The sequence below is a fragment of the Microbispora sp. KK1-11 genome (genome assembly GCF_006874435.1).
GTDB classification, from domain to species: domain Bacteria; phylum Actinomycetota; class Actinomycetes; order Streptosporangiales; family Streptosporangiaceae; genus Microbispora; species Microbispora catharanthi.
Map to the genome: position 1 here is coordinate 104,585 of NZ_VIRJ01000028.1, position 17,426 is coordinate 122,010.

The following is a 17,426-nucleotide window of genomic DNA, read 5'->3' on the forward strand; positions in this document are numbered from 1 at the left end:
CCGGAGGTACGCGACCGGCAGCGGCCGACGTACGTCCAGGAGCTTCCTCTCCCCGGCAGGGGCGTCCCGGCCCCGCGGCCACAGGGGCCGCTCGTGGTCAGCTCGCGTCGTCGTCGGTCACGACGAGCCGGGTGAAGCCGCCGCCGATCGTCGCGTTGACCGGCACAGAGGCGACCACCTGGTAGGACTGCGGCGCGGACGCCACCGCGGTGTCGCCGTTCACCGGCACCTGGAAGGACGCCTCCAGGGACCTGGCCGGGATGACGACCTCCTGCGCCGCCGAGGCGATCACCGGGGCGGCCCCGGTCGCGATCGCCTGGATCTGGACCGTCACCGGCGTGGCGCTCCTGTCCGACAGCCGCACGGTCATCGTGGCCGTGCCGGGCCCGTCGCCCTCGTCCACCGTGGCGCCCTCCACCGACACCTGCGGCAGCCTGCCGGTGCTGGCCTCGCCCGCGGCCATCGTGGTGAACGCGAGATCGGCGAGGTAGACCGCACCCTTCCGGCTCGCACCCGAGATCCTGATCTCGCTGATCTGCTGCGGCTTGACGCCGGTGAGCGCGCTCAGCGGGACGCGGACCGTGCGCAGCCAGGTCTTGGGCAGCGGCGAGGCCGTGCCGGGGAACGCCGTGAGCGCGTCGCTCACCTCGGACACCCTGACCGTCCGGGACGCGCCCCGCTTGTCGACGATCTCAACCGCGAGGTCCAGGTCGCCGGTCGCCGTCTCGTCCCTCGCCGCGCGGAAGGTGAGCGCGTCGTAGCGGGAGACGTTCTGGTCCGGCTTGTCCAGCGGCACCGTCACCATGCCCGTGGGGTCACTCCAGGAGAAGCGCAGCACCGGGGTCGAGGCGACGTTGTTCGCGTACGTCGCGGGCGTCCAGGACGGCGCCTGCGAGGTGGTCAGCGTGGAGGCGCAGGACGGCAGGCCGCTCTGCGGCGAGCGGTCCAGCATCCCGGCGCAGACGACCGCGGTGGCCGGGCCGGAGACCCGCGTGGACGGTGCGAGCGACGTGAAGGAGGCCACGTCGAGGCGCTTGCCCGCCGGCGCCTGGGCGACGGCGTGCACGACGGCCCGCCCGGCGGAGGCGGTGGTGCCGCCGCTGCCGTCGAACAGCGGCAGCAGGCCCTGCTCGCCGCCCTGGACCAGGCGGAAGAACCCCGCGATGTACGCGGTGCCGACGGCGTACTGCTCGGCGGCGGTCAGCCGCGAGGGCGCGCTGCCGCCGCAGATCGGGTCGTTGCGGTTCGACCAGTCGTCGGACGCGGGCGCGTGCGCCACGCCCGGGGTCCACTCGGTGTTGAAGAAGTTGTGGTCCGCGCCCATGACCATCAGCGAGGAGCGGAAGGCCGGGTCGCCGTCCACGGCGTACCGGGAGTCGTCGTAGAAGTGCTGGCCCTGCTGGTTGGAGACGTCCCCGTCGCAGTACGGCAGGATGACGGCCATCGGCGTGCCGGGCAGCGTCGCCCGCGCGAAGTCCGTCGGCGCGAGCGGCAGCACCGCCCTGATCCCGTACGGCCTGGCCCGGCCCGCGTTCATCAGCGCGGCCTTGACGACGCCCTCGCCCCCGCGCGAGTGGCCCATCAGACCGACGTCGGACATGTCGAGACGGCCCTTGAACATGCTCACCAGCTTCGCGTCGCCCACGCCCTTGTCGGCGTCGGCGAGCAGGTCGAGGTGCCGCATGACGACCTCGCCCCGGGCCAGCGCGCCCCGGTCCTCGCTGTAGGGGTTGTCGGCGGCGTTGACGCCGTTGGCGCTGACCGACACGACGACGTACCCCTGGCTGGCGAGCACGTCGGCCGGGCCGTCGTAGCCCTGGTAGCTGGCGATGGGCTGCTGCCCCGCCGGACAGGGCCACTGGGTGTTGGACGTCGTCCAGGCCGTCGGGTTGTAACAGGCCGAGTGGCGGCCGTGCAGGAAGACCACCAGCGGGCGCTTGCCGCGGGCGCCTTCCGGCAGGTAGACCTTCGCCCGGATCTCGGCCTGACGGCCGCCGAGCCCCTCCAGGGTGATGGCGGTGTCGCCGAGGTCGTACTCGTCGTGGGTCACGGCGTACGGACCGGGCGCGGCGGGATCGACGGGCGCGGGAGCCGGCTTGCCGTGGGTCCTGGCGGGCGGCTCGGCGGGCGTGGGCGCGGCCCTGCCGGCGGCCGCCGCGGTGGCCTCGGGCACCTCGCCGTTCCAGGCCACGTCGACGGACGACGCCGTGGCGACGGCGGGGTCGGGGGTGACGACGGTCAGCGTCATGCCGTCGGGCGACTCCTCGGCCGGGCCGAGCGACCGGCCGTCCGCCGCGAGTTCGGGGACGGCGTCTCGGACCGGCAGTGGCTTCTCGAGGTGGAGCGTGACCCGGTGGCCGCCGCCGACGGGTTCGACGGTCCAGGTGCCGTCCCCGCCGGTCGAGCCGGGCGGCGCGGCGTACGCGGGTCCCACGAGGAGGGGGGTGGACAGGGTCGCGGCCGTGACGGCCGCGGCGAGCGCCTTGGCCCAGGCGCGCACAGGAGAGCGCATTGGTTCCTTTTCGAGTGCAATGCCCCAAGAATTCCGCCGACAGGAGTTAGAGGAGGGATTCTTGAGGTTTGAGGGGTTGCACCCCGAATGAGATCGCTACCGGCGACATGTACTGGTTCAGACCGGTTTCCGGCCGGTTAACGATCACTCACAGGCGCGGCGGACCCGCCGATCCCGGGACTGGTTACCGACCAGTAGCATAGGGAGCCGGAAGCTACCGACAAGTAGGAGCGAACCCGTGCCTGCGTCCCGTGAAGTCGTCTTCGTCGACGGCGTTCGGACGCCTTTCGGCAAGTCGGGCCCGAAGGGCCTGTACGCCGAGACGCGTGCCGACGACCTGGTAGTCCGCGTCATCCGCGAGCTGATGCGGCGCAACCCCGGCCTCCCGCCGGAGCGGGTGGACGAGGTGGCCATCGCGGCCACCACCCAGATCGGCGACCAGGGCCTGACCATCGGCAGGTCCGCGGCGGTGCTCGCCGGACTGCCGAAGTCGGTCCCCGGTTACGGCATCGACCGCATGTGCGCCGGCGCGATGACGGCCGTCACCACGGTGGCGGGCGGCATCTCCTTCGGCGCGTACGACGTGGCCATCGCCGGCGGCGTCGAGCACATGGGCCGCCACCCCATGGGCGAGGGGGTGGACCCCAACCCCCGGTTCCTGTCCGAGCAGCTCGTGGACGGCTCGGCGCTGGTCATGGGCATGACCGCGGAGAACCTGCACGACCGCTACCCGTCCATCACCAAGGAGCGCGCCGACGCCTTCGCCGTCGCCTCCCAGGAGAAGGTCGCCAAGGCGTACGCCGACGGCAAGATCCAGCGCGACCTGGTGCCGGTGGCCGCGCGCAAGGCCGCCGAGGGCTGGGGCCTGGCCACCGTGGACGAGGCGCCGCGCCCCGGCACGACGCTGGAGGGCCTGCGCACGCTCAAGACGCCGTTCCGCGCGCACGGGCGGGTCACCGCGGGCAACGCCTCCGGCATCAACGACGGCGCGACCGGCTGCATCGTGGCCGCCGAGGACGTGGCCGGGGAGCTGGGCCTGACCCCGCGCATGCGGCTCGTGTCCTACGCCTTCGCCGGCGTGGACCCCGAGGTGATGGGCATCGGCCCGATCCCCTCCACCGAGCGCGCGCTGCGCCTGGCCGGGCTGTCCATCGGCGACATCGGCCTGTTCGAGATCAACGAGGCGTTCGCGGTCCAGGTGCTGGCCTTCCTCGAACACTTCGGCATCGCCGACGACGACCCGCGCGTCAACCCGTACGGCGGCGCGATCGCGTTCGGCCACCCGCTCGCGTCGTCGGGCGTGCGACTGATGATCCAGCTTTCGCGCGCGTTCGCCGAGCGTCCCGACGTCCGCTACGGGATCACCACGATGTGCGTCGGCATGGGCATGGGCGGCACGGTCATCTGGGAGAACCTCGCATGAGCACGATCGAGACCTGGAAGGCCCTCCTGGAGGGCAAGAACGCCGACGAGGTCGTCACCAAGGCGCTCGTGCGCGACGTCGAGCTTCCGTACGGCGCGGGCACGATGGCCCTGATCACGCTCGACAACGGGCTCGACCACACCAAGCCCAGCACCTTCGGCCCGCACGGCCTGCTCGCGCTGAACGACGCGCTCGACGCGATCGCCGCGCGCTCCGACCTCGCGGCCGTCGGCGTCGTCGGCAAGCCGTTCATCTTCGCCGTCGGGGCCGACCTCAAGGGCGCGGCCGCGGTGTCCTCCCGCGAGGAGGCGCTGGCCATCGGACAGCTCGGGCACCACGTGTTCCGCCGCCTCGGCGAGCTGGACGTGCCGTCGTTCGCCTTCGTCAACGGCGCGGCGATGGGCGGCGGGCTGGAGATCGCCCTGCACTGCACCTACCGCACCGTGTCGTCCGGCGTCCCGGCCATCGCGCTGCCGGAGTGCTTCCTCGGCCTGGTGCCCGGATGGGGCGGCACCCAGCTCCTTCCCCGCCTGATCGGCCCGGAGAAGGCGCTCAAGCTGATCATCGAGAACCCGCTGTCGCAGAACCGCATGATCAAGGGCCGCGACGCGTACGCCCTCGGGATCGCCGACGCGATGTTCGAGCCGGCCGACTTCGTCGAGGAGTCGCTGCGCTGGGCGGCCCAGGTGCTGCGCGGCGAGGTGACCGTCGAGCGGGCCGACCACACCGCCGCGGACTGGGCGCCGGTGATCGACCAGGCCAGGACCCTCGTCGATCTCAAGCTGCGCGGGGCCTCCCCCGCGCCCTACCGGGCGCTCGATCTCATGACCCTGGCCCGTACGGCGTCGCGCGACGAGGGCTTCGCCGCGGAGGACGAGGCGCTGGCCGACCTGCTCATGAGCGACGAGCTGCGGGCCGGGCTGTACGCCTTCGACCTGGTGCAGCGCCGGGCCAAGCGACCGGCAGGCGCGCCGGACAGGTCGCTCGCCCGCCCGGTCACCAAGGTCGGCGTCGTGGGCGCCGGGCTGATGGCCTCGCAGCTCGCGCTGCTGTTCGCCCGCCGCCTGGAGGTGCCGGTCGTGCTGACCGACCTCGACCAGGCCCGGCTCGACAAGGGCGTCGGCTACGTGCACGCCGAGGTCGACAAGCTGCTCGGCAAGGGCCGGATCTCCGCCGACCAGGCCAACCGGCTGAAGGGCCTGGTGACGGGGTCGCTGACCAAGGACGCCTTCGCCGACGCCGACTTCGTGATCGAGGCGGTGTTCGAGGACCTCGGCGTGAAGCAGAAGGTCTTCGCCGAGGTGGAGGAGGTCGTCTCCGAGACCTGCGTGCTCGCCACCAACACCTCCTCGCTGTCGGTCACCGACATGGCCGCCGGCCTGCGGCACCCGGAGCGGGTGGTGGGCTTCCACTTCTTCAACCCGGTCGCCGTGCTGCCGCTGCTGGAGATCGTCCGGGGCGCCGCCACCGACGACGCGACGCTGGCCACGGCGTTCGCGGCCGGCAAGACGCTGAAGAAGTCGTGCGTGCTGGTCAAGGACGCGCCCGCGTTCGTCGTCAACCGGCTGCTGACGAGGTTCATGGGCGAGGTCACCGCGGCGGCCGACGAGGGCACCCCGCTGGAGGTCGCCGACCACGCGCTCGACTCGCTCGGCCTGCCGATGACGCCGTTCGCGCTGCTCCAGCTCGTCGGCCCGGCCGTCGCGCTGCACGTCGCCGAGACCATGCGCGCGGCGTTCCCCGACCGCTTCGGCGTCTCGGAGAACCTCGCCAAGCTGGTCGCCGCGGGCAAGCCGGGCCTCTACGGCCCGGACTTCCAGATCGACCCGGAGGTGCGGGCGCTGTTCGAGGGCGGCTCCTCCCCCTCGACGGCCGACGATGTGCGACTGCGCGCGCTGCGGGCCCTCGCCCAGGAGATCAGACTCATGCTCGACGAGGGCGTGGTCGCGGCCCCGCAGGACATCGACCTGTGCATGATCCTCGGCGCGGGCTGGCCGTTCCATACCGGCGGCATCACGCCGTACCTCGACAGGACGGGCATCTCCGAGGAGGTCACCGGCTCCCGCTTCCTGGAGCCCGGCGTCGCCTCCGTACCGGCCTGACACGCATGGCCCGCCCGGCCCGAGCCGACACGGCCCGCGCCGGGCGGCCCGCCTGAACCTTCCGCCACGGACCCGCGAACCACGAGACCGCGGACCCACCAGGCCCTCCATCCGCAGGGCCGCGCGGAACACCGGGGCCCCGCACCACAGGGCCCCGCCCCGAGCCGCCGCGCCGCTCCCGGCGCGGCGGCTCGCCGCTACAGTGCGACGGCACGTCAGCTCCTCACTGCTATCTACCTGATGTTGGCCGAGGAACCGCCCTGGTTTCTGGCGATGGAGTACACCGGCGATCGGGCTTTCGGGGCGCTTGAGCGGCTCTCCTCCGGCGGCGAGGCCATATGCCTGATAGGCAGCCGGATGCTTTATCGGGGCAGGTTGTACTACGCCCACGGCGGGCGCAGGCAGTGCGTGTTCGACTACGGCGGCGACATCTGGGGCGACACGGCCCCGATTGAGAAGCACCTCGACGGTCTGTTCAATTTGCACGAAAGATATGCCGACGTCGAGAGAGGTCTCGTGCCGGGGAGCAGACGATGGACGATTGGCGCATCCATGCCTTCGTCCTGATGGAGCGGATCACCGGGATCCGCCTGTCGTTCGAACTGCTACGGGAGAACGCGCTCTACCGCTTCGGGGGGTGGGGTGACCCACCCCTGGAGCCAGAAGCACCGGGCCGGAACACCGGGCCCCGAGGCTGAGCCGCCGCGCCACCCCGACGCGGCGGCTCGCCGTGCTTCCGCACGCGGTCAGGCCGCGTGTCGGTAGGCGGAATAGGTGAGGTAGCCGTCATCGCCGCCCTGATACCAGGTGGACTGGTCGTGCGGCGCGATGGGAAGCCCCTGGCGCAGCCGCTCCACGAGGTCGGGATTGGCGATGAAGGCGCGGCCGAAGCTGATCAGATCGGCGCCGAGCCCCAGCCAGTGATCGGCCGCCGCCTTGTCCGTCTGCCGTGGGCCCATCGGGAAGACCGGGTTGACGATGAGCGTGCCGGGCCAGGCCTTGCGCAGCTCGACGAGCACGTCCTCGTCGGTGGTGGCCTCGAGGTGGACGTACGCCAGGTTCAGGGGGGCCAGTTCGGCGAGCAGCGCGCCGTACAGGCCGGGGACGTCGGTCTCCTCCGCGCCCCAGATGCCCGCGCCGGGCGAGAGCCGGATGCCCGTCCGGTCGCCACCCACCGCCTCGACGGTCGCCGACACCGCCTCCACGGCGAAGCGGATCCGGTTGGCGATCGACCCGCCGTACGCGTCGGTGCGCAGGTTGGCGGTGCTCGACAGGAACTGGGCGATGAGATAGCCGTTCGCGCCGTGCAGTTCCACGCCGTCGAAGCCGGCGTCGACGGCCCGGAGCGCCGCTTGCGCGTAGGACAGGGCGTGCTCGGGCACCTCGGCGGTCTCCAGCGCCCTCGGCACGGGCGCCGGCTTGGGTCCCGACGGGGTGAACACCTCCCCGGGAGCGGCGACGGCCGAGGGGCCGACCGGCCGCATCCCCGTGGTGTCGGGGTGGGAGACGCGGCCCCCGTGCATGATCTGGGCGAAGATGCGGCCGCCGTTGGTGTGGACCGCGTCGGTGACCGGCCGCCACGACGCGACCTGCTCGTCGGTGTACAACCCCGGAGTGCCCGGGTTGGACTGCCCGACGAGGCTCGGCTGCGCCCCTTCGGTCACGATGAGCCCGGCCGTGGCGCGCTGGGCGTAGTAGGTCGCCATCGACGGTGTCGCCAGGCCGCCCGCGGCCGCGCGGACCCGGGTCATCGGGGCCATCACCACACGGTTGGGCAGGGTCAGCGCGCCGAGCTGGTAGCGGTCGAACAGGGTCGTCATTCCTGAGTGCCTTTCAGGGGTTCCTGTGGAAGGATGCGTCCGCCGGCTGGACACGCGACTACGCTAAGACCTGACACTGACGTCAGATGCAAGCATTAGGGCCAAGATTTTCCGACAGGAGGCGCGATGCGTATCGGGGAGTTGGCGTCGCAGGCGGGGGTGAGCGTCCGTTCGCTGCGCTACTACGAGGAGCAGGGCCTGCTCACCAGCACGCGCAGCCCCAGCGGCCAGCGCCGCTACACCGACGACGAGGTCGAGCGGGTGCGGTTCATCCAGCGCCTGTACACCGCCGGGCTCTCCAGCCGGACGATCGCCGAGGTGTTGCCGTGTGTCGACTCGCCGAGCGAGCAGAACTCCGACGAGGCGTTCGAGCGGCTGATCCAGGAGCGAGACCGGATCAGCCGGCACATCGATGAGCTCGCCCAGGCCCGCGACGCCCTCGACCTGCTCATCGACGCCAACCGCGCGCACCGCGCCCAGCTGACGCCTCGCTGAATCGGCCGGTTCGCCCCCGGGCGCCGCACAGCCCCGAGCCGCCGCGCCGAATCGGCGCGGCGGCTCGGGGTACAGCGCGTCACTCGCGAGGGTCAGCAGCAGCCGAGGCGCGGGTCACGGCTCGCGACGATCCCCTCACCGTGGTGGTGCGAAACGACGATTCCGGTCCCCGCGACCAGTCCCCCGCCGATCAATGCGGCGATCAGAAGGTGCTTCATGCGCTTTCTCATTTCTCTCCCCGTTTTGAACGACCTTCGGGGATATCGACGCCATACCGGACGGGGAAGTTCGGACTCATTGAAGATTTGATGGAAACGCCGGCGACGACAGCGGACCCGAAACGGTCAGCCCGGGCCGTGGATCTCGGCCTGCTCCCGGAGTGCACGTTCTTCGTCGTGCCGGTCGCCGCTCTCCCTGGCGATCCGCAGCGCCTCCGTGACGTGCCTCGACGCCTCGTCGAGATCGCCGAGCATCCGGGATGACCGGGCCAGCGCGACCAGGGCCTCCGAGCACTCCTGCGGCCCCTGGGCGCAGGCGTCGAAGCTGGCCAGCGAGTCCCGCAGATACGCGCGGGCGGTGGCGGCGTCCCCGGCCGCGAGGTAGGCCTCGCCGAGACGCCGGAGCGTCATCCCCTCGTGCATCGCGTCGCCCGCCTCCCGGGCGCGCTTCAGCGCCTGCCGCAGCGTCGCGACGGCCTCCTCATGAGATCCGAGCAGCAGATGCGCGTCGCCGACCATCATCAGCGCGTACCGCTCGCCCACGGGCGATTCGACCTGGCGGCTGATCACGAGCTGCCGCTCGGCGTATCGCAGCGCCTCCTCCGGGCGCTCCATGAGGAGACAGGCGCTGGCGAGGTTGCCGAGCGCGCGCAGTTCTCCGAGAGAGTCACCGAGCTCCCGGCACAGGTCCAGCAGCTCATGGAGACACGTGAGTTCTTCCTCGTCGTGGTTGAGCAGGCGGTGCGCCATCGCCACCATGGCCAGCGCCTGTGCCTCGCTCTCGCGGTCCGCGAGCCGGCGCGCGGTCTCCAGCGACCTCGTGCCGAGCCAGAGCATCTCGTGACGGTACCCCTGCGCTGCGAGATGCCAGTGCAGGTTGAGGGCGAGGGCGATCGCGAGGCGAGCGGTCGCCGCACCGGCGTCCCACGCCTGGCCGAGGATCGTCAGCAGACTGGGCCGCTCCCGTTCCAGCCAGCGGGTCGCCGATTCCCGGTCGAGCAGCGCCCTGGGCGTCTGCGGCACCTCCGGCACGCCGGCGTGCAGGCGATGCGGGTCGATCATCCGTACGGCCGCGCCCGTGGTGGCGAGGAAGAAGCCGAGCACGCTGCGGAGCGCGGCCTCCCGCCGCTCCGGCGGTTCGGTGTCCAGCCCACGCTCCTGCGCGTACAACCTGATCAGGTCGTGCAACGTGTAACGACCGGGAGTAGGGCTCTCTACCAGCCGCGCGTCGAAGAGCCTCTCGATGACTCGCTCGGCCGTCCGCGGCGGCACGTCCAGCAGCGCGGCGACCGCCTCCAGGCTCAGGTCCGGTACGCGCAGCAGGCCGATCAGGCGGAACGCCTGGGCGGCCTCGCGGTCGAGTGCCTGCCCGCTGTCGGCCAGGGCCGTGTAACTGACCGCGATGCTGCTGCGCACGCCGACGTCCCCGGTGCGCAGCTCGTCCAGACGGCCGCTCTCGTCCTCCAGGCGTTCGATGAGCATGTCGGCCGACCAGCCGGAGCGGCTCGCGAGCCGGGCGCCGGCGACGTGCAGAGCGAGGGGGAACCCGTCACAGAGGTCGGCGAGCCGTTCGACGGCCTTCTGGGAGAAACCGACGCCGCCGGACCGGAACCTCCGCGCCAGCATGGCGACGGCCTCGTCCCGCGGCATGGGGCCGAGATCGACGTGCGAGGCGGGAGCGGCCGGCGCCAGGTTCTCGCGGGAGGTCAGCAGGACGGTCGAACCAGAGGTCATCGGCAGAAGGGGGCCGACCTGCGCGATCGAGGAGGCGTCGTCGAGGAGGAGCAGCACCCGCCTGCCATGGAGGATCGTACGCAGGGCCGAGGCGGCCTCGTCCACGTCAGCGGGGACCTCCGATCCCGGCGTGCCGAACGTCCGCAGGAGCCGGCCGATCAGCTCACCCGTGTCCAGTCGTCGCACCCCGGGCATCGCACCGCGCAGGTTGACGTACACCTGGCCGTCGGGGAAACGGGCCGCGGCCCGGTGCGCCGCGTGGAGCGCCAGGGCGGACTTGCCCGCACCCGGCGGGCCGCAGATCGCCACCACCGGCGTCGGCGGCGACCCGTCAGGCGGGTTCAGCCAGGTCTCCAGGCGGCTCAGCTCCCGCTCCCTGCCGACGAAATGCGGCGCGTCGGAGGGAAGCTGCCTCGGCACCGCCGGGGGTGTCGCCGGTTCCTCGCCGGTCGTGTCCCGGGCGGCGCGGGCGGTGTCGAGGAAGAGGCCGGCGTCATCGGCGAGGATCCGCTGGTGGAGCCGCTGAAGGGGTTGCCCCGGCTCCACGCCGAGTTCCTCGACCAGGCGGGTTCTCAGCTCGTGGAAGGCCGCGAGCGCGTCCGCCCGCCGGCCGTCACGCACGAGGGCCAGCATCAGCTGGCCCCACGGACGTTCACGCAAAGGATGGTCGCGTACACACTGCCGGAGCGGGCCTATCGCCTCCGCGTGCAGGCCGAGATCGAGCCGCGCGTCGGCCCAGTCTTCGAAGACCCCCAGCCGCTCCTCCCGCAGCCCCGTGGCGATCTCCTCCAGGAGGAGGGTGAGCGGCACGTCCTGGAAGGGGTCGTCACGCCACAGCAGAAGGGCCTGCCGGAGCGTGGCCTCCCCCTGCCGTACGTCAGCCGCCTTCAGCGCGCCGCGACCCTGCCGGACGAGGTCCCTGAACGTGAGAAGGTCGAGCTCGCCAGGCCGTACGGCGAGGCGGTAGCCCTCCCCCACCGTCTCGATGGGCGCGGCCCCCGGGTCCTCCGGCGACAGCAGCCGGCGCAGCGCCGAGATGTACGTCTTGACGTTGCCCCGGGCCGACCGGGGCGCGGTGCCGTCCCAGAGGTGCTCCACGAGATGGTCGGCCGGGACGACCCTGTTGGCGCTCACGAGCAGGGCGACGAGGACCTGCCGATGCTTGGGGCGGACGAGCGGGACCTCCCGGCCGTCCGCGTCACGGACGCGAACCGAGCCGAGGAGCCGGTATTCCACGCCGCCTCCACCCTGAGTCGCAGGTGCCTAGATCCTAGGCACCCGCCTGACTCAGAGCAAGATCAGAGTGTTGATCCCGTCCGGCCGCTGCGCGGGTATGCAATCACCTCGTTACTTGCGCCTGCCGCTTGTGGATGCTTTGACGGGCCGCTACATGACGAAGATGTCCTACGGGATGGCCTGCGGGTCGTCGGGGCGCGGCCGGCTGATCCCCGTCGACGGGTGCTTAAGTGCCGACGGCCAGAGCTCGCGGGCTCAGGCCACCTGCCGAACCGAGCCAGGCCCGAACCACGCCGGCCTCCTCGGACGGCAGACTTGCCGCGATCTCTTCCAGGCTCGAACTCGTGGTCATACGGCATCTCCTCTGTTGCTCAGCGCCTGGCGCCAGGATGAACGAACCCAGTCGACGAAGACGGCCAGTTCGCTGTGCCCCTGCGTGGACGCCGGGTCGTTCCGGCCCGCCTCGTACGCGCGGCGTGTCTGCGCGGACCACTCGTCCCTGAGCAGGACGAGCCGGTCCAGCAGTGGTGGTTCCAGCGGACGCGGAGCGCGGTGCCAGACGGCGTAGCCGTCCCACGCCCCCACGCCCAGCGGCGGTGCCCCGGCCACGCCAAGCAGGGCCTGGTGGGTCGGGCTCGCCGCGCGGGCGACCGGCGACCTGGCCGGCACGCAGATGACGGTCAGGTCGGTCGAGGCGCTCGCGCCGTCCCGGTACTCACGGAGGTAGTGTTCGAGCAGCCTGCGGCGCTCCCCGGGGGTCAGCGGGGTCCTGACCTCGCGCAATCCCGCCGCCCACGGCTCCTTCTGCACCGCGGGCGGCAGGGTGAGCTCGGCCTCGTGCAGCGCCGAGACGAACACCGGCCCGGTCACCCGCGTGCGTCCGTGGCGGAAGGCGAGCGCGAAGTGCAACGGCGCCATCGCGACGGAACCCTGCATGCTCAGCGGATGGCTGACCACGCGAAGATGCAGGCCCTCGATACCCTTCTCGGCTGCGAGCCGCCGCACGCGTTCGGTCACCGCCGAGGTCATCAGGCGTCGGTTGACGTTCGGCGGTAGCGGCGGGGGCCGCTCGGCCACACGGGCTGGGGTGTAGGCACCGGGGGCGCGTTCTCTACCAAGCGCCTCGACCGCGCCGGCATCCTCCAGGGAGATCTCCGTGACCAGGACGTCGGTCACGAGATCCCAGCCGGGTAGGGGAAGGAATCGAAGGCGACATCCATCTCCTCTGGGCTCAGGCCCTGCCACCGTCTGATGAGCTGGCCTCGAACCTGAGGCCTCAGCGGCGGGTTGACCGTCTCGGGAAGCGGTTTGGCCACGGACTGGGTCGCCCAGCCGAGGCCGATCAGCGGGTCGATTCGGGTCCACGCCTCGACGTCGGTTCCGAGGAGCATCATGGCTCTGGCGATGGCGTGCCACAGATGCCAGTTCACCGCGGGTTCGCCGTTCGGGCCGGTGTTCATCATGTGTACCTTGCCGCCCTCCGGCATGCGCGGGTCGTAGAGGCTGCCCTCGCCGAGATAGTAGAAGGGCAGCGCGAGGTGACCGCTCTGGTAGTACCGGTGCAGGACCTCCAGTTGCATCCCGGACAGCAGGGCGAACGCGTCCCGGGCAGGGGCGACCCGTTCAACGAACTTGTCGGGATATGTTCCGATTTGCCGGCTTCCTCGGTACAGGTAGAGAACGCCCTCGATCGCCCCTCCGGCGACGGCGCCGATCGCCTGGTAGGCGGCCGTCACCTCGGAGGAGGGCTGCAAGTAGAAGGTTTGCTCGTAGACGTACCACAGCTCGTTGGCGCGTCGGTCACCGTGCATGCCGGGCACCGGCGGTAGGTGGTGGCGGAGCCACTCGGAGTCATCGTCCGCTTGGGCGGGCGGAGCGAACACGGCGCTCAGTCCGGTGGCGGCGGCCGCGGCCAGTGTTCCGCGCAGCATCTGCCGGCGGTCGATATGGGTCACAGGTGTTTCACCTTCCTGGTCAGAGCGAGCAGCAGGTGCTCGGGAGAGTTGAAACCGGCCTCCTCGGCCCAGGTCGCGATGTCGGTGTCGACCATCAGCCCCTGCTCACGCACCAGATCCGCCGGGTCCACGTCGGCCAGTTCCTCGATGAGCGGTTCGCCGTCGGCCGTCTCCGCCGCGGCGTGCGCCCAGGTCTCGTACTCGTCGTCCCAGCGCAATTTGTCGAGAACGAGCCGGGTGCTCCGTTCGACGTGCCGGGCGTTGAGCAGCCAGCGCCACAGCAGACGGCGGCGGGCCGCGTCGGCGGCGAGCAGGTGGAACTCGCCCTCGCTGAGGTGGTTGCGTCGCAGCCAGGACTCGAAGGAGGCATCGTCGGTGTGTCCGTGCCTGACACGCCAGCGCCCGATCTCCTGCTCGATCTGGGTCTCGGTGGGTTTCACGTGGAGCAGTTCGGACAGGACCAGCACCAGTCCGCGGTCGAGGGCCGCCGCGTTCGAAGCGGCGGCATCCGGATGCCACAGCTGCGCGGCGTCGGCGATGTCGGCAAGCGGGATCTCCCGATTCGCCCCCCGCACCCGCCGTTCGCGGTCGTCGAGGGTGTCCAGACCGGCGGTCCGAAAGGTCTCCTCGTCATGGCGTCGAGGGGGCGGCGGATCGGCTGCGAACTCCTTCAAAGTGGTCAGCAGCAGCCGCGCGTCGGCCGCTTTGACGTCGACCGCCGAATCCCGCCAGAACGCGTCCAGCACGTGGACGCCAGCCACGTCCATCGCCCGCAACCGGTCGACGACGGCTCTCCGGCAGCGGTCGGGGTAGTAGAGCCGCTTGGCCTCCCGCTCCGCCAGGCCACACAGGTCTCGCGGCAGCCCGGCCTCCCGCGCCGCGGCGAGTGTGGCGCGGATGTTGACCATCGGCTCCGAGAGCGGCACGTAGCAGCCATCGTCCCGGCTGTAGCGCAGCGCCACCTCGTCGTCATCGGTCAGCCGACCGGAGGCGTACTGCTCGAAGACCGCGCCGACGCCGATCATCCCGTACCGTTCGAGTTCGGCCGCACGCAGTGCGCCCATGCTGGCAGCGCCGAAGACGTGCACACCCCGCTCCAGCGCGAGCAGGATCTCCTTGTGCCACACGGAGCGCGACTGGTGGAACTCCCCGTCGACCAGTCCGATGGCCGCCGGCGGGTCGTCCAGCAGGGAGACCAGGTCGGCTTGGCGCGCCGGCGGCAGGTAGGTGGCGTCGGGCAGGAGGCGGCGCGCCTCGTCGAGGGGCAGGCTGGGACCGAGGAAGACCGCGAGGGTCATGCCGCCCTCCTGGCTCTGCGCCCCGGCGCGTAGTTCTCCATGCGGTAGCCCTCCAGGCCGGGTACGACCACCTTGACGACGGACACGGGGAAGCGTGGCGTGCTCAGGTCGACGACCACCACGCGTTCCAGACCGGCCGTGCGCAGCGCGGCGAGCAGCGTCCTGATGTCCTCCTCGAACGTCGCGGCGGCTCGAGAGACCGGGTTAGGCGTCACGGTGCGCAGGTCGTCTGCTCCGTCCCGCCACTCCCGCCAGCGGTCCATACTGACGCGCCTGGCCAGATCGCGGTGGCGGTAGATGTCGTCGCGCGAGCCGGCGATGATGACCGTCCTGGCCTGCGCCGCCTCGGTGATGGCCCGGGTGAGGGCGATCTCGGGGTCGAGGTGCGCGCCGTATCCCGTGAACGTGCCGGAGATCAGGCCGCTTTCGTCGACGACGTGCGCCATGTAGACGGGCACGCCGGTGTCGAGGGTGCAGTCGAATACGATCACCCTGGCCTTGGCCGTCGCCAACCGGTCGACCAGCGACACCACGGAGGGGAAGGCGACGGCGTCGAGGTCGACCAACGGCGGCGGAGTCCCGTTGCGCCAGCGTTCGGTGTGGCAGGTGACCGCGTCGCGCTCGATTACTTCGAGAAGCCCGGCCAGCAACGCCTCGGCCGGGGTGTTTCCCGAGGCCAGGCCGTTGGAGGTCACCTGGAAGGAGAACAGGTCGAAGACGCGTACGTGTCGATTGCCCATGTGGATCATGGAGACGGGCAGCGCCATCTCGGTCTCGCCGACGAGGTCCCAGCCCCAGGTCCACAGGTAGGGCCAGTCGTGCGGGAACGGCGCCGACCTGGCCAGCGGCAGGTCAGCCGCGTCCGGTACGAGGTGCTCCTCTCGCATCTCTGTGTAGGAGCGCCTGACTGTGCGCGGCGACCACTCCACCTCGGCGTGGTGCAGTTCGATCGACTCCATCGCACCGGAGACCAGTGCGGCTGTCGTCGTGAGTCCTTTGCCCGAGCTCACACTGAGCACCCGGCCGTTGGGACGCACCGCGAGTGTGACTGGGATGCCGAGGCTGTCCAGCCCGGTGATGTCGGCCAACCTGGTGATTCCCGCGCGCGGCAGGTACGGCGTGATACGGGCGAGCGTTTCTTCCGGCGGCACGGCCCGCTGGGTGCCGTCCGAGAACCCCTTCGGGGTCGCCCCTGCCAGCAGCGACGTGAGAGGCGTCATGGACGCCGCTCCGGCGGCAGGACGGCCGAACCGAGCATGCGCTCCCCCCAGATGGGCGGTCGGCCGGTGGACAGGGTTAGCAGCGCAAGGGCGACCCCGAGGTCGCCTTCGAGGAAGGAGTGGTCACGGTGGAAGCCACCGCGCACCAGATAGTGCAGCGGGCCGTCTGCCCGTTGCTGGTGGATGTATCCCGACCAGTGGTGGATGAAATCAGCGGTCTCGGGCAGGTTCCACTCCGCGCCGGCCATGCAGCCGAACCACACCAGCCCCGCCGCGCCGTGGCACAGGCAGGCGTCCAGGACCCTGGCCCGCTCCGGCGGCCGGGTGATCGCCGCCCGCGCCACCACACGCGCCTCGGCCGCAATCTCGGCGGATCCGGTGGCGCGGGCGGCGACGGCCATCGCCATCGCGACCCCCGGGTCGCCGTAGCACCAGGCGCTGCGCGAGGGCTCGTAGCGGCTCTCGACCGAGTGGGGGTAGACGGTGCCCTCCAGCGGCCGGCGCTGGTGCATCAGCCAGCCGAGCGTGGAGCTCAGCAGTTCCGCGCCGCGCTGCGCGGACGGCAGACCGCTCATCGCCACCGAGGCCAGGAAGGACACCAGCCCGGCGCTGCCGTGCGCCACGCCCAGGTCGCGGTGACCGACGACCTCGGGGCGGGTGCGCATCCTGGCCTCATAGGGAGCGAGCCTGACGAACAGGCCGTGCTCGTCACGCTCCGCCCGGTTCTCGACGACCGTGATGATCTGCGCGGTCATCTTCTCCCGTACGGCGGGCTCGGGGTGTGACAGCGCGTAGACGCCGAGCCCGAGCAGGCCACTGGGGAGGTCGACGTCGTGTTCGTCGGGGAAGCCGGTGATCCAGTCCAAGATCATTCCATCGAACCTGTCGAGGCCCTTGAGCTGCACGCCGGTGTATCTGGACAGCTGGAAGGCGGTCCACCCCACCTGGGCGACCCCGCCGAACAACCACGGCTCCACCCCGCGGAAGCCACTCAGCAGGTCGAGCGCCTCAAAGAAGTGGTCACGCGCCGAGAAATCCTCTCCGATGGCCCGCTCGAATTCGATCGCGGCCAGCGAGAGGTCGAGCAGCAGCACGATGTTGGGTGTTTCCCGGATTCCCGCCAAGGCGTCCGAGTAAATCAATCGCGCCAATTCCAGGTCGCGCACAATATTCCCCTCCCAGACAATGCACGAGGGCCGATCGCAACACTCGTCATTGATGGCGAGGGAGGCTTTGATGTCAATAGCCCAGCACTAAATGCCTGGTGAGAGACGCTGCGCTGTCCCGCGGGCGGGACACGGCGGGAGTGGATCCGCAAAGTCGCGACAGATTCCGGCTATTGCCCAGGATCATTGCGTAACTTACAGTTCTCGACTGTGCGGCCAAACCGGCCGTCCAGATCCAGTGACAGAG

General features: G+C 71.1%; 13 protein-coding genes. 4 read left to right on the plus strand and 9 right to left on the minus strand.

Annotation, left to right across the window (positions count from 1 at the left end; translation table 11 throughout):
* Window positions 1–97: 97 nt before the first annotated feature.
* Window positions 98–2,512, minus strand: a complete 2,415-nt coding sequence (locus FLW16_RS32135; RefSeq protein ID WP_142563876.1) for a hypothetical protein — start codon at window positions 2,510–2,512, stop codon at window positions 98–100.
* Between the two features lie 238 nt (window positions 2,513–2,750).
* On the opposite strand from FLW16_RS32135, the gene FLW16_RS32140 reads away from it, so the two are divergent.
* The 3 genes from FLW16_RS32140 to FLW16_RS32150 all read left to right on the plus strand — a co-directional run bounded on the left by FLW16_RS32140 (window position 2,751) and on the right by FLW16_RS32150 (window position 6,604).
* Window positions 2,751–3,935 (plus strand): thiolase family protein, encoded by a 1,185-nt coding sequence (locus tag FLW16_RS32140; RefSeq protein WP_142563877.1) that lies wholly within the window; start codon window positions 2,751–2,753, stop codon window positions 3,933–3,935.
* Complete coding sequence (locus FLW16_RS32145) at window positions 3,932–6,037, plus strand: 3-hydroxyacyl-CoA dehydrogenase NAD-binding domain-containing protein (protein ID WP_142563878.1); 2,106 nt, start codon at window positions 3,932–3,934, stop codon at window positions 6,035–6,037. Before FLW16_RS32140 ends, FLW16_RS32145 begins: the two co-directional genes overlap by 4 nt.
* Before the next feature lie 240 nt (window positions 6,038–6,277).
* The gene (locus tag FLW16_RS32150; RefSeq protein ID WP_142563879.1) at window positions 6,278–6,604 is read left to right on the plus strand and encodes a hypothetical protein; all 327 of its coding nucleotides are present in this window, start codon (window positions 6,278–6,280) and stop codon (window positions 6,602–6,604) included.
* 179 nt (window positions 6,605–6,783) lie between these two features.
* On the opposite strand, the gene FLW16_RS32155 is transcribed toward FLW16_RS32150, so the two are convergent.
* Window positions 6,784–7,857: an alkene reductase gene (locus FLW16_RS32155; protein WP_142563880.1), complete on the minus strand. Its 1,074-nt coding sequence runs from the start codon at window positions 7,855–7,857 to the stop codon at window positions 6,784–6,786.
* 126 nt (window positions 7,858–7,983) lie between these two features.
* Here FLW16_RS32155 and FLW16_RS32160 point away from each other — a divergent pair, with 126 nt between their 5' ends.
* Window positions 7,984–8,352 (plus strand): MerR family transcriptional regulator, encoded by a 369-nt coding sequence (locus FLW16_RS32160; RefSeq protein ID WP_142563881.1) that lies wholly within the window; start codon window positions 7,984–7,986, stop codon window positions 8,350–8,352.
* Window positions 8,353–8,444: 92 nt separating this feature from the next.
* On the opposite strand, the gene FLW16_RS45550 is transcribed toward FLW16_RS32160, so the two are convergent.
* From FLW16_RS45550 to FLW16_RS32190, 7 genes are all read right to left on the minus strand, one after another.
* Window positions 8,445–8,570, minus strand: a complete 126-nt coding sequence (locus tag FLW16_RS45550; protein WP_260615804.1) for a hypothetical protein — start codon at window positions 8,568–8,570, stop codon at window positions 8,445–8,447.
* A 126-nt stretch (window positions 8,571–8,696) separates the two neighbouring features.
* Entirely contained in the window at window positions 8,697–11,540 is a 2,844-nt protein-coding gene (locus tag FLW16_RS32165; protein WP_142563882.1) for a BTAD domain-containing putative transcriptional regulator, read from the minus strand.
* Window positions 11,541–11,888: 348 nt separating this feature from the next.
* Window positions 11,889–12,716, minus strand: coding sequence for a hypothetical protein (locus FLW16_RS32170; RefSeq protein ID WP_142563883.1), 828 nt, complete (start codon window positions 12,714–12,716; stop codon window positions 11,889–11,891).
* A complete protein-coding gene (locus FLW16_RS32175) occupies window positions 12,713–13,495 on the minus strand; it encodes a twin-arginine translocation signal domain-containing protein (RefSeq protein WP_142563884.1) in 783 nt (260 codons plus the stop codon). Before FLW16_RS32175 ends, FLW16_RS32170 begins: the two co-directional genes overlap by 4 nt.
* A complete protein-coding gene (locus FLW16_RS32180; protein ID WP_142563885.1) occupies window positions 13,492–14,793 on the minus strand; it encodes a TfuA-like protein in 1,302 nt (433 codons plus the stop codon). The genes FLW16_RS32175 and FLW16_RS32180 overlap by 4 nt, the downstream gene beginning before the upstream one ends.
* On the minus strand, window positions 14,790–16,013 hold the full coding sequence (locus tag FLW16_RS32185) for a YcaO-like family protein (RefSeq protein WP_142563886.1): 1,224 nt from the start codon (window positions 16,011–16,013) through the stop codon (window positions 14,790–14,792). The genes FLW16_RS32180 and FLW16_RS32185 overlap by 4 nt, the downstream gene beginning before the upstream one ends.
* Window positions 16,010–17,137, minus strand: a complete 1,128-nt coding sequence (locus FLW16_RS32190; RefSeq protein WP_260615805.1) for a lanthionine synthetase LanC family protein — start codon at window positions 17,135–17,137, stop codon at window positions 16,010–16,012. The genes FLW16_RS32185 and FLW16_RS32190 overlap by 4 nt, the downstream gene beginning before the upstream one ends.
* Window positions 17,138–17,426 lie beyond the last annotated feature (289 nt).